This window comes from Streptomyces sp. NBC_01294, assembly GCF_035917235.1.
Classification (GTDB): Bacteria; Actinomycetota; Actinomycetes; order Streptomycetales; family Streptomycetaceae; genus Streptomyces; species Streptomyces caledonius.
Map to the genome: position 1 here is coordinate 7,512,903 of NZ_CP108423.1, position 17,321 is coordinate 7,530,223.

A 17,321-nucleotide genomic window follows, 5' to 3' on the forward strand; every position below is an offset into this window, starting at 1 on the left:
ACAACGGGGGCGGCTTTAAGACATGGCGGAGTCCAGACTGATCCAGGGCCGGTACCGGTCGCTCGATCTGATCGGGCGCGGCGGCATGGGCGAGGTGTGGCGCGCCCGCGACGAATCGCTGGGCCGGCAGGTCGCGGTGAAGTGCCTCAAGCCGATCGGGGCCGAGCAGGACGCCCACTTCACCCAGGTGCTGCGCGAACGCTTCCGGCGCGAGGCGCGCGTGGCCGCGTCCCTCCAGCACCGCGGTGTCACGGTCGTCCACGACTTCGGCGACGACAGCGCCGCGGGCGGTCCCCTCTACCTCGTCATGGAGCTCCTCGAAGGCCGCAACCTCAGCCAGCTCCTGGAGGACAACGACACCCGCCCGCTGCCCGTGGACGTGGTCGTCGACATCGCGGAGCAGATGTCCGCCGCCCTCGGCTACACCCATGACCAGGGCGTCGTCCACCGCGACCTGAAGCCCGCCAACATCATGCGGCTCACCGACGGCACCGTAAAGATCTGCGACTTCGGCATCGCCCGCCTCGCCCACGACATCGGCTTCACCGCCAAGCTCACCGGCGGCGGCATGGCCATGGGCACCCCGCACTACATGTCGCCCGAGCAGATCGCGGGCGGCGAGCTCGACCACCGCAGCGACCTGTACTCCCTCGGCTGCGTCCTGTACGAGATCGCCACCGGCGCCCCGCCCTTCGACCTCGGCGACTCCTGGTCGGTGCTGGTCGGCCACCGCGACAACGCGCCCGTACCGCTGCGCGAGCACCGCCCCGAGCTGCCCGGCTACTTCGAGGAGGTGGTCCTGGACCTGCTCGCCAAGCGCCCCGAGGACCGGCCCGGAGACGCCCGCCACGTGCACCGCCGACTCGTCGAGGCACGCCGGGGACCGGGCGGCCTGCCCGGTGCCCAGGCTCCGCTCCCGGCATGGGCCCACGGAATGACCGCCGGGCGCAAGGCCGGGATCGACGCCCGCCCCGCGAGCGGTGAATGGGCCGTGCTCACCGGCTCCTGGACGGCCGCGCGCACCAGCGGCGAGCAGCCCGTCCCGCGCCCCGACGGCCGGCACCCCGCGGCCCGGCCCGGCGACGGCGCCATCGTCCGCCCCGGCGACGCCGCCATCGTCCGCCCCGAGCCGGCCGAGGACCCCCGGCTCACCGCGGCGTACGGCCTCGCGAGCCGCCCCGGCCCGCGGGAGACCGGCCCCGACGCGCTCGCAGCCGGCCACGCCCGCGCCTACGCCCTCAGCCGTGCGGGCCGGCCCGAGGAGGCGCTCGCCGCGTACGTGGCCGTGGCCGAGGGGCGCACCCGCGTGCTCGGTGCGGACCACGCCGACACCCTCGCGGCCCGCCAGGAGGCGGCGTACGAGACGGGCCGGCTCGGACGCCACCAGGAGGCGCACGACATCTACCGGGCGGTGCTCGTCGCCCGCGAGCGGACCATGGGTCCGCTGCACCCCGACACCCTGCGCTGCCGGCACAACCTGGCCTGCGCCCTGGGGGCGCTGGGCCGGTTCGCGCAGGCCCACGCCACCGCCGCCCGGGTCGCCGCCGACCGGGCGACCGTGCTGGGCGCCGAGCACGCGGACACCCTGCTGACCCGGTACGAGGCGGCGTACGCCCTCGGCCGCCTGGACCGCTGGCAGGAGGCCCTGGCCGGCTTCCGCGAGGTCGCCGCCGTACGGGAACGGGTGCTCGGCCGCGACCACCCCGACACCCTGGCCGCCCGCTACGAGGTCGGCATCGCGCTCGGCCGCACCGGGAACAGCGCCCGGGCCCTCGACCTGTTCCGGGCCCTGGTCCGCGACCGCACCCGTGCCTACGGCGCGGCCGATCCCGAGACCCTGCGCGCCCGGCACGTCCTCGGGGTCAACCTGGGCCGCCTGGAGCGCTGGGAGGAGGCGGTGGCCGAGGCCCGGCAGGTGGGCGCCGCACGGGCCGAGGTGCTCGGTGCCGAGCACCCGGACACCCTGGTCAGCCGCCGGGAGCTGGCCGTCGGGCTCGGCCGGCTGGGCCGCTGGGAGGAGGCGCTGCCCATCTACCGGGAGCTCTCCGGCATCCGCGAGCGGGCCCTGGGCGACGAGCATCCCGACACCGCCCTGGCCCACGCCGACGAGGCCCACTGTCTGGAGCGGCTCGGCCAGGTGTGTTACCAAGAGCCATGACGACCTTCGGGCGGGACGTGTACGACGATGTGATCGTGGGCGGTGGGCACAACGGCCTGGTGGCCGCCGCCTACCTGGCCCGGGCGGGCCGATCGGTGCTGGTCCTGGAGAGACTCGGGAACACGGGCGGGGCGGCGATCTCCACCCGCCCCTTCGTGGGAGTCGACGCCCGCCTCTCGCGCTACTCCTACCTCGTCTCCCTGCTCCCGGCGAAGATCGTGCGCGACCTGGACCTGCGCTTCGCGGTGCGCAGGCGCACGGTCTCCTCGTACACGCCGGTCGAACGCGACGGGCGGCCCGGCGGGCTGCTCGTCGGCGGCGGTGAGCAGCGCACCCGGGAGTCCTTCGCGCGGCTGACCGGCTCGCAGCGGGAGTACGAGAGCTGGCGCGCCTTCTACGGAACCACCGGGCGGGTCGCCGAGAGGGTGTTCCCGACCCTGACCGAGCCCCTGCCCACCCGGGCGGAGCTGCGGGCCCGGGTCGACGACGAGGCCGCGTGGCGGATGCTCTTCGAGGAGCCGCTGGGGCAGGCGGTGGAGCGGCACTTCACCGACGACCTGGTCCGCGGGGTGGTCCTCACCGACGGGCTGATCGGCACCTTCGCGGACGCGCACGACCCTTCCCTCGCGCAGAACCGCTGCTTCCTCTACCACGTCATCGGCGGCGGCACCGGGGACTGGGACGTTCCGGTCGGCGGCATGGGCGCGCTGACGGACGCCCTCGCGCAGGCCGCCCGCGCGGCCGGGGCGGAGATCGCCACCGGCCACGAGGTGCTGCGGATCGACACGGACGGGATCGCTCCGGCCGAGGTGGTGTTCCGTACGGCGACGGGGGAAGGCCGGGTGGTCGGCCGCACGGTGCTGGTGAACGCCTCCCCGCAGGCGCTGGCCGAACTCCTCGGCGAGACGCCGCCCGAGGACGCGGCAGCGGCCCCCGAGGGCGCCCAGCTCAAGGTCAACATGCTGCTGCGCCGGCTGCCCCGGCTGCGGGACACCACGGTGGACCCGCGGGAGGCTTTCGGCGGCACCTTCCACATCGCGGAGGGGTACGCCGAGCTCGCCCGGGCCTACGCGGAGGCCGCGGCCGGGGAACTGCCCTCCGTACCGCCCTCGGAGATCTACTGCCACTCGCTGACCGACCCGACGATCCTCGGACCGGAGCTGGTGGAGGAGGGCTACCAGACGCTCACCCTCTTCGGCCTGCACACCCCGGCCCGGCTGTTCGGACACGACAACTGGCAGGCCCGCGAGGTGCTGCTGACCGCCACCCTCGCACAACTCGACGCACACCTGGCCGAACCGCTCACCGACTGCCTCGCCTTCGACGCGGACGGCCGCCCGTGCATCGAGGCGAAGACCCCGCTGGACCTGGAGCGCGAACTGCGGCTGCCCGGCGGGCACATCTTCCACCGCGACCTGTCCTGGCCGTACGGCGAGTCGGACGGCCGGTGGGGCGTGGAGACCGCCCACCGCAACGTACTGCTGTGCGGGGCGGGGGCGGTTCGCGGCGGCGGCGTCAGCGGGGTCCCCGGGCACAACGCGGCGATGGCCGTGCTCGGGCACTAGCAGGACGCCGCCGCGGAGTCCGGCGGGGCGGACGGCCGAAACCAGCTGGTCATGGGAGCGCCCACGCCTAGAATCCTACTCATGAGTAACTTAAATGGCGGTGTCGATACGAGTGACAGCCTGGGCGTCGACGCACCACGGCACGGCGCGCCCACCTTCGTCCTCGTCCACGGCGCCGGGAGCAACTCCCACGGGGGTGACGGTGAACGCGGTCGCCAACCAAGTGCCCGAACTGATCTCCCACCTGGTGTACGGGTCGGCCTTCTGCCCGACCCGGCACGCCTCGGTGACGCAGTTGATGGCGACCCCGGAGGCGTCCACGAGCTCCCTGTTCCGGCTCACCGCCGTCCAGACCCCTCCGGAACTCGGCGTCAACCCGGGTCAACTGGCGCTCGGGTGACCCCGCCTTCTTCGCGGCGGCCAAGGAGGTGCTGGGCAGTGACCTCCCGGACGCCGAGGTGCGCGCGCTGCTCAACACCCTGGAGCCGGACGAGTCCGCCGCGATCGGGGCCGCCGACGCCCGCGGGCTGCCGGAGAAGTGGGGTCGGGTGCCGCGCACGTTCCTGCGCTTCACCGAGGACCGCTCCATTCCGCCGGCGCTGCAGGACCTGATGATCCGTGAGGCGGACGGGACGACACCGCACAACCCCTTCCGCGTACGGTCCCTGGCCGCGCCGCACATCGGCCCGCGGGACGTGGCCGTGTGGGGGGGGCGAGCTGGAGAAGGTGGCACGCACGTGCCACTGAGGTGACGGAGGCCCCGGGCGGGGAAGGGCCCTGCCCGGGGAAAAGCGTGGTCCGACGAGGCTCGGCCGACGGGCCTATGCGACCGGCTCGATGACCACGATCGGGATCTCGCGGTCCGTCTTGGTCTGGTACTCGTCGTACGCGGGCCAGTGCTTCACCATCAGCGGCCAGTACGCGGCACGCTCCTCGGCGTTCGCGGTGCGGGTCGTGCCCTGGAGGATCCGGGCGCCGACCTGGATGCGGACCTCGGGGTGCGCGGTCAGGTTCCGGAACCAGAGCGGGTGCTCGGGGTCGCCGCCCTTGGAGGCGACGACCAGGTAGCGGCCGTCGGCCTCGCCGTAGATGAGGGGAGTGCGCACGGCCTTGCCGGAGACCCGGCCCACGGTGGTGAGCAGGAGGGTCTGGGTGCCGTTCCAGTACTGGCCCTCGGAGCCGTTGGAGGCCACGTACTGCTTGACGTGGTCCAGCTGCCAGCTTCCCGGCCTGGGGTCGGTCGGGTTGTCCCAGTCGATGTCGGTTGTCATGGGCTCTGCCTGCCTTCGTGTTGAAGGGTCAACAAACTTCACCAACGAGTACGAACGTCCACGGGCACGGTGTCCATACCGCCCGGAACGGTGAATCCGGCGAAGAGGTCGTCCATCGCCCGGTGCGCGGCGCGGGCCGGAGTGGCGCGGACGGCGAGGTCGCGGACGGCCACGGCGAGGGGGTGGGTGAGCGCGGCGATCCGGCCCGCTCGGCGGGCGCGGACGCGGAGGGCGTCGGTGCGCGCGCAGCGGGCCGCGCTGTAGGCGGCGAGCGCGGCGGGGACGTCCCCGCCACCGGCCCCGTCCAGCAGGTGGGCCAGGATCACGGCGTCCTCGATCGCCTGGCAGCCGCCCTGGCCCAGGTTGGGGGTCATCGCGTGGGCTGCGTCGCCGAGCCAGGCGAGGCGCCCGTGGTGGAAGCGGGGGAGCGGGGCCGCCAGGTCGTGCAGGTCGTGCTGGAGCACGGCCGCCGGGTCGATCCGCTCCAGCAGGGCCGGGATCGGGTCGTGCCAGGTGCCGTAGCGGCGCAGGAGTTCGGTGCGGACGTCGGCGGGGCGGTAGCCCTCGGGGGCGACGGCGGTGGCGTAGACGTAGATCCGGCCGTCGGCGAGCGGGACGACGCCGAAGCGCTCGCCGCGGCCCCAGGTCTCGGCGGTGAGCGCTTCGGCGGGGCTCACGACGGAGGGCAGGACGGTGCGCCAGGCGGTCTCGCCGCTGTAGCGCAGGCCGGGGTGGTCCGGGAAGTACCGGCGGCGGAGCGGGCTGTGGATGCCGTCGGCGGCCAGCACGAGGTCGGCGCCGACCAGGTCGCCGGCCGAGGTGCGGACCACCCGGGAGCCGTCGGCGCCGTCCACCGACGTGACCGCGACGCCGTACCGGATCGTGCCTTCGGGGAGCGCGGCGGCCAGGGCCCCGGCGAGGGCCGAGCGGTGCACGGCGAGCGGCGGACCGCCGTACCGGGCGGTCAGCGCGGCGGTGTCGGCGCGGTTGAGCCAGCGGCCGTCCGAGCGGCGCAGACCCATCGCGGCGGGTACGGCGCGGCCCACTGCGCGGGTGACGTCGAAGCCGATGGCGTCGAAGGCGCGCAGGGCGTTGGGGGCCAGCACGATCCCGGCGCCGACGGCGGTCGGGCCGGGAGCCCGCTCGCACACGGTGACCCGCCAGCCCCGGCGGTGCAGGGCCACGGCCGCGGTGAGTCCGCCGATCCCCGCGCCTGCCACGACCACGTGACGCTGAAGTGCCGACATGACGAGTCCCCTCTTCTTCCTGCTGTCCTGCTGCTGCGGCCTGTTTCCGCTTCCGCTTCCGCTTCTGCTCCTGCGGCTCTTCGGTCCGCCGATCCTCTACATCTGTAGAGGATCTCGGGACGCCACTCTACAGCTGTAGAGTGGCGTGATGTCCACCCCTCGTGTGAGCCCGCAGAGCGCGGATCGCAGAAGACTGATCGCCGACACCGCGATCGACCTCGTGGCCGCCGCCGGGCTCCGGGGCCTGACCCACCGCGCCGTCGACGGCGCGGCACGGCTGCCGGCGGGCAGCACCTCGTACTACTTCCGTACGAGGGCGGCCCTGATCGGCGCCTGCTACCAGCGCCTGGCCGAACTGGACCTCGGCGACGTCGACGGCGAGAGCCCGCCCGCGCTCCCGATCGTGGACCGCGAGACGGCCGCGACCGCGCTGGCCGGACTCCTGTACCGCTGGCTGACGGTGGGGCGCGAGCGCCAGCTGGCCCGCTTCGAACTCAGCCTGGAGGCGGCGCGCAACCCCGCGCTGGAGGCGGATTTCAGGCAGGCGGGGAAGGGGCCCCGGGCCCGGGCCGCGGGCATCCTCGCCGCACTCGGGGCCGAACAGCCCGACGAGGCCGCCGAGCTGCTGGTCGCCTGGACGGACGGGCTCCTCTACGACCGGCTGGCCGGCGCCCTCGCCCGCTCCCGCCCGGCCCCGGACCCGGCCGAACTGGCCTCCGTCGCCCGCCGGATGATCGACGCGGCCCTCGCACACCCCGGCCAGGGGGCGGGCGTCTAGGATCCGGCCATGATCGCTGAACTGCAGTGCGTGGTCCTGGACTGCCCCGAGCCGCAGCTGCTCGCCGGGTTCTACCGGTCCCTGCTGGGCGGAAACGTCAACCAGAAGGACCGGCGCTGGTCGGTCGACGAGGACTGGGCGACGCTCCACACGCCGTCGGGCCAGGTCCTCGCCTTCCAGCGCGCGGTGGACCACCTGCCCCCGCGCTGGCCCGACCCCGCGCGCCCGCAGCAGTTCCACCTCGACCTCGGCGTCCCGGACCTGGACCGGGCACAGGAGGAGGTCCTGGCGAGCGGCGGGACGCTGCTCGACGAGGGCGCGGCCGAGCGCGGCTGGCGGGTCTACGCGGACCCGGCCGGCCACCCCTTCTGCCTGGTCCGGCATTAGGGGGTGTCGTGCGCGCGGAACGCGCAGACCCCGGCCCACCTGTGGCGCCGTGTTGCCCGTGGGGCAGGATGGCAGCCCGTGCCGGTGCGTACACACGCCCGAACGGGGCTCCGTACAGCACGATCTGACAGGTGAACACGTGACGACACGACACATACGGCGGCCGGCGGCCCCCCTCGCCGTTCTCCCGGCCCCTCTCGGACCGGAGGGGATCCTGTGAGCCGGGACCTCGTCCTGCACGACTGGGTGGTGGCCGCCATCGCGATCGCGGCGGGTCTCGCGGCGGGGTTGCTGCTGCGCGCCCTCCTGCGGTGGCTCGGCAAGCACGCGACCAGGACGGCGTGGACCGGGGACGACGCCATCGTCGACGCGCTCCGCACCCTCGCGCCCTGGGCCGCCGTCATCGGGGGCGCCGCCGCGGCGGCGTCGGCCCTGCCGCTCACCACGCGGGTCACGGGGCTCGTGAACGATTCCCTGATCGCCCTGCTGATCCTCATCGCCACGGTCGCGGCGGCCAGGGTCGTCGCGGGACTCGTACAGTCCCTGGCGCAGTCCCGTACGGGCGTGGCCGGATCGGCCACCATCTTCGTCAACATCACCCGTGTCGTCGTGCTGACCATGGGCTTCCTCGTCGCCCTCGAAACCATGGGCGTGTCCATCGCGCCGCTGCTCACGGCTCTCGGAGTGGGCGGCCTCGCGGTCGCCCTCGCGCTCCAGGACACCCTCGCCAACCTCTTCGCGGGCGTGCACATCCTCGCCTCCAAGACGGTGCAGCCCGGTGACTACATCCGGCTCAGCAGCGGCGAAGAGGGCTACGTCGTCGACATCAACTGGCGCAACACCGTGGTGCGCAACCTGTCGAACAACCTGGTGATCATCCCCAACGGCCGTCTCGCACGGACGAACATGACCAACTTCACCCAGCCGGAACAGAAGTTGTCGATCCTGGTCCAGGTGGGCGTCGGATACGAAAGCGACCTGGAGCACGTCGAGCGGGTCACGCTCGACGTCGTCGACAGCGTGATGGCCGACGTCTCCGGAGGGGTCGCCGACCACGAGGCCGCCGTCCGCTTCCACACGTTCGCGGACTCCAGGATCAACTTCACCGTGATCCTGGGCGTGGGCGAGTTCAGCGACCAGTACCGGATCAAGCACGAGTTCGTCAAGCGCCTGCACCAGCGGTACCGGGCCGAGGGCATCTCCATCCCCGCCCCCATGCAAACGGTCTCGGTCCAGCCGTGGGGGGCCTCGGTCCCGCACCAGCGCGACGCCTCGGCCTCGGTGCTGGCGGGGAACGGGCTGGAATAGCCGAACCCGCCGCCTCGGAGGGATCCTGGGGGTGAGGGGTCGGGAGGAGGCACGTGATGACACACGCCGAAGAGTGGACAGTGGGCGTCTACCTGACCGAGGAGGACGGGACGACCAAGGCCCGGGCGGTGCTCGACAACGGGAAGACGACGATGACCGGCCGCGGCACGGCGCGCTGCAATCCCGAGGACGTGGAGATCCCCGCGATCGGTGACGAGCTGGCGGCGAGCCGGGCTATGCGGGACCTGGCCGGCCAGCTGATGCGGGCCGCCGACCGGGACCTGGCCGCGGTGGGCGCGGCAGCCCCGAGTCCGCCGCGCACCGACTACGGCTGGCCGGAAGACAGGCCTTAGCGCTCCGGTTGGAGGGGCCATGACCGCCCTCGGCGACCTGATCGCGATCGACGACCAGACCGTGCTGGTCCGCGGGCAGGAGCTGGACGTCGAGCACGACCAGCCGGACGTCGCCAACGCCCTCGTGCACCGGGTCGGCGACACCCTGGTGCTCGTCGACACCGGCGTCACGGCGGCCTTCCGCGCGGCAGTGCGGGAGGCCGCAGGCCGGGTCGGGCCCTGGTCCCGGGCCCTGGTGCTGACCACGCACGGCCGGACCTACGAGGAGCGGCCGCTGGAGCGGATCCGGATCGGCTCGCCGCGGTTCACCGGTTGGACCTTCGCCGACGGCGCGGTCCGCGTGCTGCGCAGCCAGGGGCACTGCGCCGGGCACGTGATCGTGCACCTGAGCGACTGCGGGATCCTTCACCTGTCCGATGAGGGCAACGGCCCCTGCGGTGCGATGGCCGGCGCCGACCAGCTCAAGATCCAGACCGTGCTCGGCGCCGTCGCCCTCCTCTTCGAGGAGGGAGGAGCCGCACTCCTCACCGACGGGCACACCTTCGCCGTACGCCGTGGCGCCGAGGTGGTGTCCTACCTGGACGGGCTGCTGGATCAGGCCACCGCCCTGCAGGAGGCGGCCCTCACGCTGACCGGCGAGAGCGGGCAGGTACGGCCCGGCGCGTTCACGACCCGGTACGCGCAAGCCTTCGCCGGCCTGGGGAGCGGCGGTGCCAACCCGAACACGATGTTCACTGCCATGATGGCGGTCAACCAGCTCCGCGAACTCGGGCTGCGGCCGGAATCCGGCGGCGTCGACGCGCCCTGGTCCCGGCCCGTACTCCGGAACCCCGCCCCGCCGGACGGCCCCTGGTCAGTCCTCCAGGAGGGCCAGCTCCTCGTCGGTGAACTGGCTCGTGCAGGCGTCCTTGGTGGCCGTGATCGTGGCCATCTGGAGCAGTCCCATGTCGGTGTGGTGGGCGTACAGGGACCATCCCTGTTTCTGGTACGCGGCCGTGACCATCGAGCCGCGCTCGCCGAGCGGCACCTGCTCGGCGGGCCGGGTCTCCTTCCAGCCCCGTTCCACGAGGCCGGCGAGAACGGCGTGGAACTGCCGGCGCTCCTTGCCGGGATCCTCGTCGCCGGAGGCCGGCGGGTCGCTGGACGACCAGACGGGCCCGCACGCCGCCATCCGGGCCACCACCTGTTCCCGTGCCCGCTCCTCGTCGGTGGTGGGCCGGTCGGCCGAGGCATCGGGCGTCGGGATTCCGGTCTTCGTCCCCTCGGGGAATCCGGCGGCGGCGACGGCCGCGTCCAGGTCGGCCCGCACGGCCTCCTTGCCGAAGGCGCCCGAGGCTGAGGATGAGAGGGAGGGCGAGGGCGCGGGCGAGGAGAAGGTCGCGGGGGCGGAGGGTGCGGCGGCCGAGGTCCCCGGCTGCGTGCCGCCACCGCATCCGGCGAGGAGCAGTGTGCCGAGTGCGGCTGCCGCCGCCCGTCCGGACCTGGTCATGGTGGTGCGCATGTGCTGTGTTTCCCCCGTGCGATGGCCACCGGAGACCGTTCCCCCGATGGCGGTCGGAGGAGTCTCGCACGCTGGTCACCGCAGCTCAGCAGGGGGTGGGGCAGGCAAGATCCGAAAGACACGACCTAGTCCCGCAGGACCTTCGCGGCCCGGTCGAAGGCCGAGTCCTTGTTCCGGTCGAACTCCTCCGTGGTGAAGACCGGCTCGGTGAGGTGCGGCGGGATGCCCGCGCCGTCGAAGGTCCTGCCCGACCGGGTCAGCAGCTCCTCGTTCGGCAGCCAGACCGACATGCCGTTGGGAAGCTTGCGCACCATGACGTCCGAGAAGACGCCCTGCGTGGGCTGCCCGATCCGCACGGTCCGGCCGGGCCGGTCCATGAGGGCCTGGGTGAAGGTCTCTCCCGCGCTGGCGGTGGAGCCGCCGGTCAGTACGGCGACCGGTCCGGTGTAGCGGGGGCCCTGGGCGGGCGTGACGTACAGGGGCTGGGGGCGCGTGTGCCGGGTGGGGTCCGCGGGATCGTTGCGGGCCCGCTTGGAGTAGGCGAGGTAGGGGGTGTCGGTCAGCCGCCCGGCGAGGTGGAGCCCCATGGCGTCGGAGCCGCCGCCGTTGATCCGCAGGTCGATGACCAGGCCCTTCAGGTGCCGGGTACGCTCCTGGCCGAGGATCGTGTCCAGCGCCTTGTCGAGCTCGGCCAGCTCGGCGGCGTAGGAGGCCTTGTTGCCCGCGTAGCCGCCGAAGCCGGAGATCCGCAGGTAGCCCTGCCCGCCGGGGAGGTCGGCGTAGGTGATCCGCCCGGCGGCGAAGTCCTGGAGGTTCCGGGCGTCCTTGAGATCGCGCTCCACGACGAACTTCTTGACCTTGGCGTCGAGCTTCCCGTCGGGCAGGACGGTGCCGGGGCGGACCTGTGCGAAGACCCGGTCGGGGTAGCCGTCGCTGTCGGCGTCGACGTCCAAGACGGCGGCGTGGGCGTCGTGAAGCGGCTCGACCATCGTGCTGAAGACGGCGAAGAGTTCGTCCGGGGTCGTCCCTTCGTGGACCGTGGGCCGGTACCGGTCGCGTACGGCGTGCCAGTCGATGCCCTTGGCGGCGAAGAAGGGGTAGTTCTCCTCGAAGGACTGCCAGAAGACGTCGAAGGAGGCGAGCGGTCCCCCGGGGGCGGAACGCGTGCAGGCGTCGGGCAGTTCCGTCATCCGGCGCAGGTTCCGTTCGCCGACGTCGCCGTCCAGCCGTACGGAGGCGCGGTCGCGGTCCCCGCGGGTGCGCACGGTGAGGACGGTGCCTCCGCGCGTGGTGTAGGCGCCGGGTCCGGTCCGCCGCGCGGTGTCGCCCGCGATGCAGCTGACGGCGGTGGTCTGGTACTCCTGGAGTGTTCCGTTCCGGATGGACAGCACAGTGCCGTAGCCGTCGGTGCGCCAGATTCCGTCGGTGGCCGGCTGGTGGGCGGTGGCGGTCGGCGCGGCTGCGCCGACGAGGGCCAGGGTGACGGCGGTGGCTGTGACGATGCGCACGATCTTGCCTTCTCTGTAGGCGACTTGCTGGGTACCACCCCACCGTCGCCGACACGGGACCCACCGGGCCATCCGGCTGTCCGGCCGATCGGGGGTGGGGCCAGCCCCCGCTACCCGCGGTACCCGCGGCCACCACGCACCTAAAGGGTGTTGCAGAATGCTCAGTCTTGGGCATTTTGCCTGAATGGGTGGAGTGTTGCGGGCTGAGCCGGTGGTGCTTCAACCGCCTCAAGCCGTGGCGCGGCATCGCCACCAGGTACGACAAGCCCGCCCAGTCCTACCAAGCAGCCGTCACCCTCGCATCGCTCCTGATGTGGGCGTGACCACCTTGACGACAACTCCTAGTCCGGGGAGCGGGTCCAGCCGATGGACTCGATGCGGGCGGCGTCGGCCGGGCGGTCCTCCGCGAAGAGCAGGCGGGCCGGTTCCGCCACGCGGACGACGTCCACGTAGACCCCGCGCCCGACGTAGCGGCCGGTCGCGGTGTGGCGGAAGCGCAGGCGGACCTCGCGGCCCGCCCAGGCAGCCGTGAGGGGGGCTTCGAGGCGGTGCCAGACGCGGCTGGACCAGCCGCCCACGCGGCCCTGCGGCCACTCCTCGGCGGCTCCGCCCGTGGACCGCACGGTGCTGAAGGGCAGCGGCTCCCAGTGCTCTCCGTCGGGCGAGGCCTCCAGATGGAGGGCGCCCTCGCCGGGCACGGTGTCCCACCACACCGCGCAGCGCAGCCGGGCGGCGGCCGTGGCCGGGGTGAGCGGCGGCAGGGTGAGGGTGCCCGAGCCCCCCGGGTCGATCCCGGAGAACCAGGCCGCGCCCCCGTGACGGGTGCGGACCGGCACGGCGCGGGCGAAGCGGTTGCCGACGGCGACCCGCGGCGCGCTGCCGGCCCGCCAGGTGCGCACGGGGTGGACGGAGTTGCCGAGCAGGATCAGGAAGGAGTCGGTGGAGGGGTCGAGGACGAGGGAGGTTCCGGTGAAGCCGGTGTGGCCGGCGGAGTGCGGGGTGGCCATGGCGCCCATGTACCAGTGCTGGTAGAGCTCGAATCCGAGGCCGTGGTCGTCGCCGGGGAAGGCCGTGTTGTAGTCGGTGAAGAGCAGTTCGACGGAGGCGGGGCGCAGGATGCGCTTGCCCGCGTAGACCCCGCCGTCGAGGAGGGTGCGGGCGAGGACGGCCAGGTCCCAGGCGGTGCCGAAGATTCCGGCGTGACCCGCTACCCCGCCGAGCGCGTACGCGTTCTCGTCGTGCACCTCGCCCCACACCAGCCCGCGGTCCAGTCCGGACCAGGGCGGGCGCTGCACCTCGGTGGCGGCGGTGACGCGGCGCCACGAGAGCGGCGGGTTGTAACGAGTGCGGTGCATCCCGAGTGGAGCAGTGATCTCGTCGCGGAGCAGGACGTCCAAAGTGCGACCGGTGATCTGTTCCAAGAGCAGCTGGAGGGTGATCAGGTTCAGGTCGGAGTACCGATAGACCGTACCGGGAGTCTCCTGCGGCCTCACCGACCACAGCAGCCTCAGGCGCCCCTCCCGCGTGGACTCCTTGTAGAACGGCGCCCAGGAACGCAGCCCCGAGGTGTGCGTGAGCAGTTGACGGACCGTGATCACCTCCTTGCCGCCCCCGGTGAACTCCGGCAGGTACCGGCGCACCGGGGCCTCCAGCTCCAGGCGTCCCCGCTCCATCAGCTGCACGGCCAGGATGGAGGTGAACAGCTTGGTCAGCGAGGCCAGGTCGAAGACGGTGTCCTCGGCCATCGCGATCCGCTCGGCCGCCGGGAACTCCCGCACCCGGTCGGCCCGCCCGTCGTAGTCGGCGTACCGGACGGCGTCGCCCATCGCGCGGTGCAGGGCGATGGTGCGGCCCCGGCCGGCGAGGACCACCGCCCCGGCGTAGTAGGGGTGTTCGGGGGAGGGCCCCAGGAACCGCCGGGCCTCGTCCGCCACCCCCTCCAGGTGCTTCTCCAGCAGCCCGGCCTGGCGCGCGGAGCCGTAGCGCAACCGCAGCCCCTGGAGCGCGCGCCGCTCGGCCGGGCCGCCGGCCGCACCGGCGGCGCCGGGGAGGGCGGCGTGCAGGACGAGTACTCCGCCGAGCGCGAGCAGCCGGGCCCCGAGCCGGCGACGGTTCAGCCCGCCACCGGCCTTGCCGGGGCCGCCCGTTGCCGATGGAGACGCCTGCGTTTCGCCGTCCGTCGCGTGGTAAGCCCCCGTACCTGCTGCCATGTTCGGCCTCCTGTCCCCTGCCACTGTCCGAGTTCGCCTGTGCGGCGCCGTCTCCCGGGGCTCCGCCCCGGACCCCGCGCCTCAAACGCCGGCGGGGCTGGATGTGCCCGGGAGGCCGCCTGCGGCGCTCAGGTGGTGACCGCCTCGTCCGCGCCTCAGGCTCTGCCGCACGCTAGTGGGTATGTGCCCGCCCGTCGGGCACCCTCCGCACGGACCGCCCCGTAAAGAATCTGACACTGCATCAGAAAATCTCTTCCCTCGCATGCCGGGCTGCGGCATCCTGCCGCCCATGGAGACGGAGCTGAGCAAGAAACTGGGAGTCGAACACGCCATCTTCGGCTTCACGCCCTTCCCGGCGGTCGCCGCTGCCATCACCCGCGCGGGTGGATTCGGCGTCCTCGGCGCAGTCCGCTACACGGCCCCCGACGACCTCAAACGCGACCTCGACTGGATGCAGGAGCACACCGACGGCAAGCCCTACGGCCTCGACGTCGTCATGCCCGCCAAGAAGGCCGTCGACGGCATCAGCGAAGCCGACATCGAGGCGATGATCCCGGCCGGGCACCGCGCCTTCGTCCGTGACACCCTCGCCAAACACCACGTGCCCGAGCTCGCCGAAGGCGAGGCCTCCGGCTGGCGGATCACCGGCTGGATGGAGCAGGTCGCCCGCAACCAGCTCGACGTCGCCTTCGACTACCCCATCAAACTCCTGGCGAACGCCCTCGGTTCCCCGCCCGCCGACGTCATCGCGCGCGCCCACGACCACGGCGTCCTCGTCGCCGCCCTCGCCGGCAGCGCCAAACACGCCCGCCGCCACGCCGAAGCCGGCATCGACATCGTCGTCGCCCAGGGCTACGAGGCCGGCGGCCACACCGGTGACATCGCCACCATGGTCCTGGTCCCGGAGATCGTCGAAGCCGTCTCCCCGCTCCCGGTCCTCGCCGCCGGCGGCATCGGCAGCGGCGAGCAGATAGCCGCCGGACTCGCCCTCGGCGCCCAGGGCGCCTGGCTCGGCTCCCTCTGGCTCACCACCACCGAGTCCGACCTCCACTCCCGCGCCCTCACCGAGAAACTGCTCGCCGCGGGCTCCGGGGACACCGTCCGCTCCCGCGCCCTCACCGGCAAGCCCGCCCGCCAGCTGCGCACCGAGTGGACCGACGCCTGGGACGACCCGCAGGGACCGGGCGCGCTCCCCATGCCGCTCCAGGGCCTGCTCGTCGCCGAGGCCGTCTCCCGCATCCAGAAGTACGAGGTCCAGCCGCTGCTCGGCACCCCCGTCGGCCAGATCGTTGGCCGGATGAACAGCGAACGCAGCGTCCAGGCCGTCTTCGACGACCTCACCAGCGGGTTCGAGCGGGCGATCGACCGCATCAACCGCATCGCCGGCCGAGTCCGAGAGGTGTGACCGCCATGACCGCCACCACAGCGACGACCGACAAGCAGCCGCCCAACGGCTTCTGGGCGCAGGCCGCCGCCGACCCCGGCCGCACCGTCCTGGTCACTCCCGAGGGCGAGACGTGGAGCGCCGGCCGCCTGCACGCGGACGTCAACCGGCTCGTCCACGGTCTGCGCGCCGCCGGACTGCGGCAGGGCGACGTGTTCGCCGTCGTGCTGCCGAACGGCGTCGAGTTCCTCACCGCCTACCTCGCCGCCTCGCAGGCCGGTTTCTACCTCGTCCCCGTCAACCACCACCTCGTCGGCCCCGAGATCGCCTGGATCGTCTCCGACTCCGGCGCCAAGGTCCTCATCGCCCACGAGCGCTTCGCCGACGCCGCGACGGCCGCGGCCGACGAGGCCGGCCTGCCCGCGAGCCACCGCTACGCCGTCGGAGCGGTACCGGGCTTCCGGCCGTACGGGGACCTCCTCGACGGGCAGCCCGGCACGGCCCCCGAGGGGCGCACCCTCGGCTGGGTCATGAACTACACCTCCGGCACCACCGGCCGCCCCCGCGGCATCCGCCGCCCGCTGCCCGGCAAGCTCCCGGAGGAGACGTACCTCGGCGGCTTCCTCGGCATCTTCGGCATCCGGCCCTTCGACGGCAACGTCCACCTGGTCTGCTCGCCGCTCTACCACACGGCCGTCCTGCAGTTCGCGGGCGCCGCCCTGCACATCGGGCACCCGCTCGTCCTGATGGACAAGTGGACCCCGCAGGAGATGCTGCGCCTGATCGACGCGCACGCCTGCACGCACACCCACATGGTCCCGACGCAGTTCCACCGGCTCCTCGCACTCCCGCAGCAGACGAAGGACGCGTACGACGTGTCCTCGATGCGGCACGCCATCCACGGCGCCGCGCCCTGCCCCGACCACGTCAAACGGGCGATGATCGACTGGTGGGGCCGCTGCGTGGAGGAGTACTACGCGGCGAGCGAGGGCGGCGGCGCCTTCGCGACCGCCGAGGACTGGCTGAAGCGGCCGGGAACCGTCGGCAAGGCCTGGCCGATCAGCGAACTCGCCGTCTTCGACGACGACGGCAACCGGCTGCCCGCCGGTGAACTCGGCACCGTCTACATCAAGATGAACACCGGCGGCTTCAGCTACCACAAGGACGAGGGCAAGACGAAGAAGAACCGCATCGGCGACTTCTTCACCGTCGGCGACCTGGGGCTGATGGACGAGGAGGGCTACCTCTTCCTCCGCGACCGCAAGATCGACATGATCATCTCCGGCGGGGTCAACATCTACCCCGCCGAGATCGAGTCGGCCCTGCTCACCCACCCGGCCGTCGCGGACGCCGCCGCCTTCGGCATCCCGCACGCCGACTGGGGCGAGCAGGTCAAGGCGGTCATCGAGCCGGCCGAGGGCTTCGTGGCGGGCGACGCCCTGGCCGCGGAGATCCTGCACCACTGCGAGCGGCAGCTCGCCGGCTACAAGCGCCCCAAGACGGTCGACTTCATCGAGACGATGCCGCGCGACCCGAACGGCAAGCTCTACAAGCGGCGGCTGCGCGACCCGTACTGGGAGGGGCACGAGCGCGCGATGTGAGGCCGCGGGCCGGCCGCGTTCACCCGCGCGCGCGGACCGGCCGGCAGGGG

The 17,321-nt window shown here is 73.0% G+C and carries 16 protein-coding genes; 12 read left to right on the forward strand and 4 right to left on the reverse strand.

What is annotated here, in order from left to right; genetic code table 11:
* Positions 1–22: 22 nt before the first annotated feature.
* The 4 genes from OG534_RS33955 (at position 23) to OG534_RS33970 (ending at position 4,475) form a co-directional block, all read left to right on the forward strand.
* Positions 23–2,158 carry a serine/threonine-protein kinase gene (locus tag OG534_RS33955; RefSeq protein ID WP_326593212.1) on the forward strand — a complete coding sequence of 712 codons (2,136 nt, stop codon included), beginning with the start codon at positions 23–25 and terminating at the stop codon, positions 2,156–2,158.
* Positions 2,155–3,723 carry a phytoene desaturase family protein gene (locus OG534_RS33960; protein ID WP_326593213.1) on the forward strand — a complete coding sequence of 523 codons (1,569 nt, stop codon included), beginning with the start codon at positions 2,155–2,157 and terminating at the stop codon, positions 3,721–3,723. Before OG534_RS33955 ends, OG534_RS33960 begins: the two co-directional genes overlap by 4 nt.
* Before the next feature lie 196 nt (positions 3,724–3,919).
* The gene (locus OG534_RS33965; RefSeq protein ID WP_326593214.1) at positions 3,920–4,123 is read left to right on the forward strand and encodes a hypothetical protein; all 204 of its coding nucleotides are present in this window, start codon (positions 3,920–3,922) and stop codon (positions 4,121–4,123) included.
* Positions 4,124–4,151: 28 nt separating this feature from the next.
* Positions 4,152–4,475 (forward strand): hypothetical protein, encoded by a 324-nt coding sequence (locus tag OG534_RS33970; RefSeq protein WP_326593215.1) that lies wholly within the window; start codon positions 4,152–4,154, stop codon positions 4,473–4,475.
* 69 nt (positions 4,476–4,544) lie between these two features.
* On the opposite strand, the gene OG534_RS33975 is transcribed toward OG534_RS33970, so the two are convergent.
* Both OG534_RS33975 and OG534_RS33980 read right to left on the reverse strand, forming a co-directional pair.
* Positions 4,545–4,994 (reverse strand): nitroreductase family deazaflavin-dependent oxidoreductase, encoded by a 450-nt coding sequence (locus tag OG534_RS33975; RefSeq protein WP_326593216.1) that lies wholly within the window; start codon positions 4,992–4,994, stop codon positions 4,545–4,547.
* 38 nt (positions 4,995–5,032) lie between these two features.
* Positions 5,033–6,241 (reverse strand): FAD-dependent monooxygenase, encoded by a 1,209-nt coding sequence (locus OG534_RS33980; RefSeq protein WP_326593217.1) that lies wholly within the window; start codon positions 6,239–6,241, stop codon positions 5,033–5,035.
* Between the two features lie 148 nt (positions 6,242–6,389).
* Between OG534_RS33980 and OG534_RS33985 the strand changes: the two genes are divergently transcribed.
* From OG534_RS33985 to OG534_RS34005, 5 genes are all read left to right on the forward strand, one after another.
* On the forward strand, positions 6,390–7,019 hold the full coding sequence (locus OG534_RS33985) for a TetR/AcrR family transcriptional regulator (protein WP_326593218.1): 630 nt from the start codon (positions 6,390–6,392) through the stop codon (positions 7,017–7,019).
* A gap of 9 nt (positions 7,020–7,028) precedes the next feature.
* Complete coding sequence (locus tag OG534_RS33990; RefSeq protein WP_326593219.1) at positions 7,029–7,406, forward strand: VOC family protein; 378 nt, start codon at positions 7,029–7,031, stop codon at positions 7,404–7,406.
* Positions 7,407–7,622: 216 nt separating this feature from the next.
* Complete coding sequence (locus OG534_RS33995) at positions 7,623–8,714, forward strand: mechanosensitive ion channel family protein (RefSeq protein ID WP_326593220.1); 1,092 nt, start codon at positions 7,623–7,625, stop codon at positions 8,712–8,714.
* 56 nt (positions 8,715–8,770) lie between these two features.
* The gene (locus tag OG534_RS34000; protein ID WP_326593221.1) at positions 8,771–9,067 is read left to right on the forward strand and encodes a DUF1876 domain-containing protein; all 297 of its coding nucleotides are present in this window, start codon (positions 8,771–8,773) and stop codon (positions 9,065–9,067) included.
* Positions 9,068–9,086: 19 nt separating this feature from the next.
* Positions 9,087–10,406 carry a hypothetical protein gene (locus OG534_RS34005; protein WP_326593222.1) on the forward strand — a complete coding sequence of 440 codons (1,320 nt, stop codon included), beginning with the start codon at positions 9,087–9,089 and terminating at the stop codon, positions 10,404–10,406.
* Positions 10,407–10,693: 287 nt separating this feature from the next.
* On the opposite strand, the gene OG534_RS34010 is transcribed toward OG534_RS34005, so the two are convergent.
* A complete protein-coding gene (locus OG534_RS34010; RefSeq protein ID WP_326593223.1) occupies positions 10,694–12,076 on the reverse strand; it encodes a S41 family peptidase in 1,383 nt (460 codons plus the stop codon).
* Positions 12,077–12,243: 167 nt separating this feature from the next.
* Here OG534_RS34010 and OG534_RS34015 point away from each other — a divergent pair, with 167 nt between their 5' ends.
* Positions 12,244–12,399: a hypothetical protein gene (locus tag OG534_RS34015; RefSeq protein WP_442807190.1), complete on the forward strand. Its 156-nt coding sequence runs from the start codon at positions 12,244–12,246 to the stop codon at positions 12,397–12,399.
* 18 nt (positions 12,400–12,417) lie between these two features.
* On the opposite strand, the gene OG534_RS34020 is transcribed toward OG534_RS34015, so the two are convergent.
* Positions 12,418–14,286 (reverse strand): serine hydrolase, encoded by a 1,869-nt coding sequence (locus OG534_RS34020; RefSeq protein WP_326593224.1) that lies wholly within the window; start codon positions 14,284–14,286, stop codon positions 12,418–12,420.
* Between the two features lie 289 nt (positions 14,287–14,575).
* On the opposite strand from OG534_RS34020, the gene OG534_RS34025 reads away from it, so the two are divergent.
* On the forward strand, positions 14,576–15,691 hold the full coding sequence (locus OG534_RS34025; RefSeq protein WP_326593225.1) for an NAD(P)H-dependent flavin oxidoreductase: 1,116 nt from the start codon (positions 14,576–14,578) through the stop codon (positions 15,689–15,691).
* A gap of 5 nt (positions 15,692–15,696) precedes the next feature.
* On the forward strand, positions 15,697–17,271 hold the full coding sequence (locus tag OG534_RS34030) for an acyl-CoA synthetase (protein WP_326593226.1): 1,575 nt from the start codon (positions 15,697–15,699) through the stop codon (positions 17,269–17,271).
* The last annotated feature ends 50 nt before the right edge of the window (positions 17,272–17,321 follow it).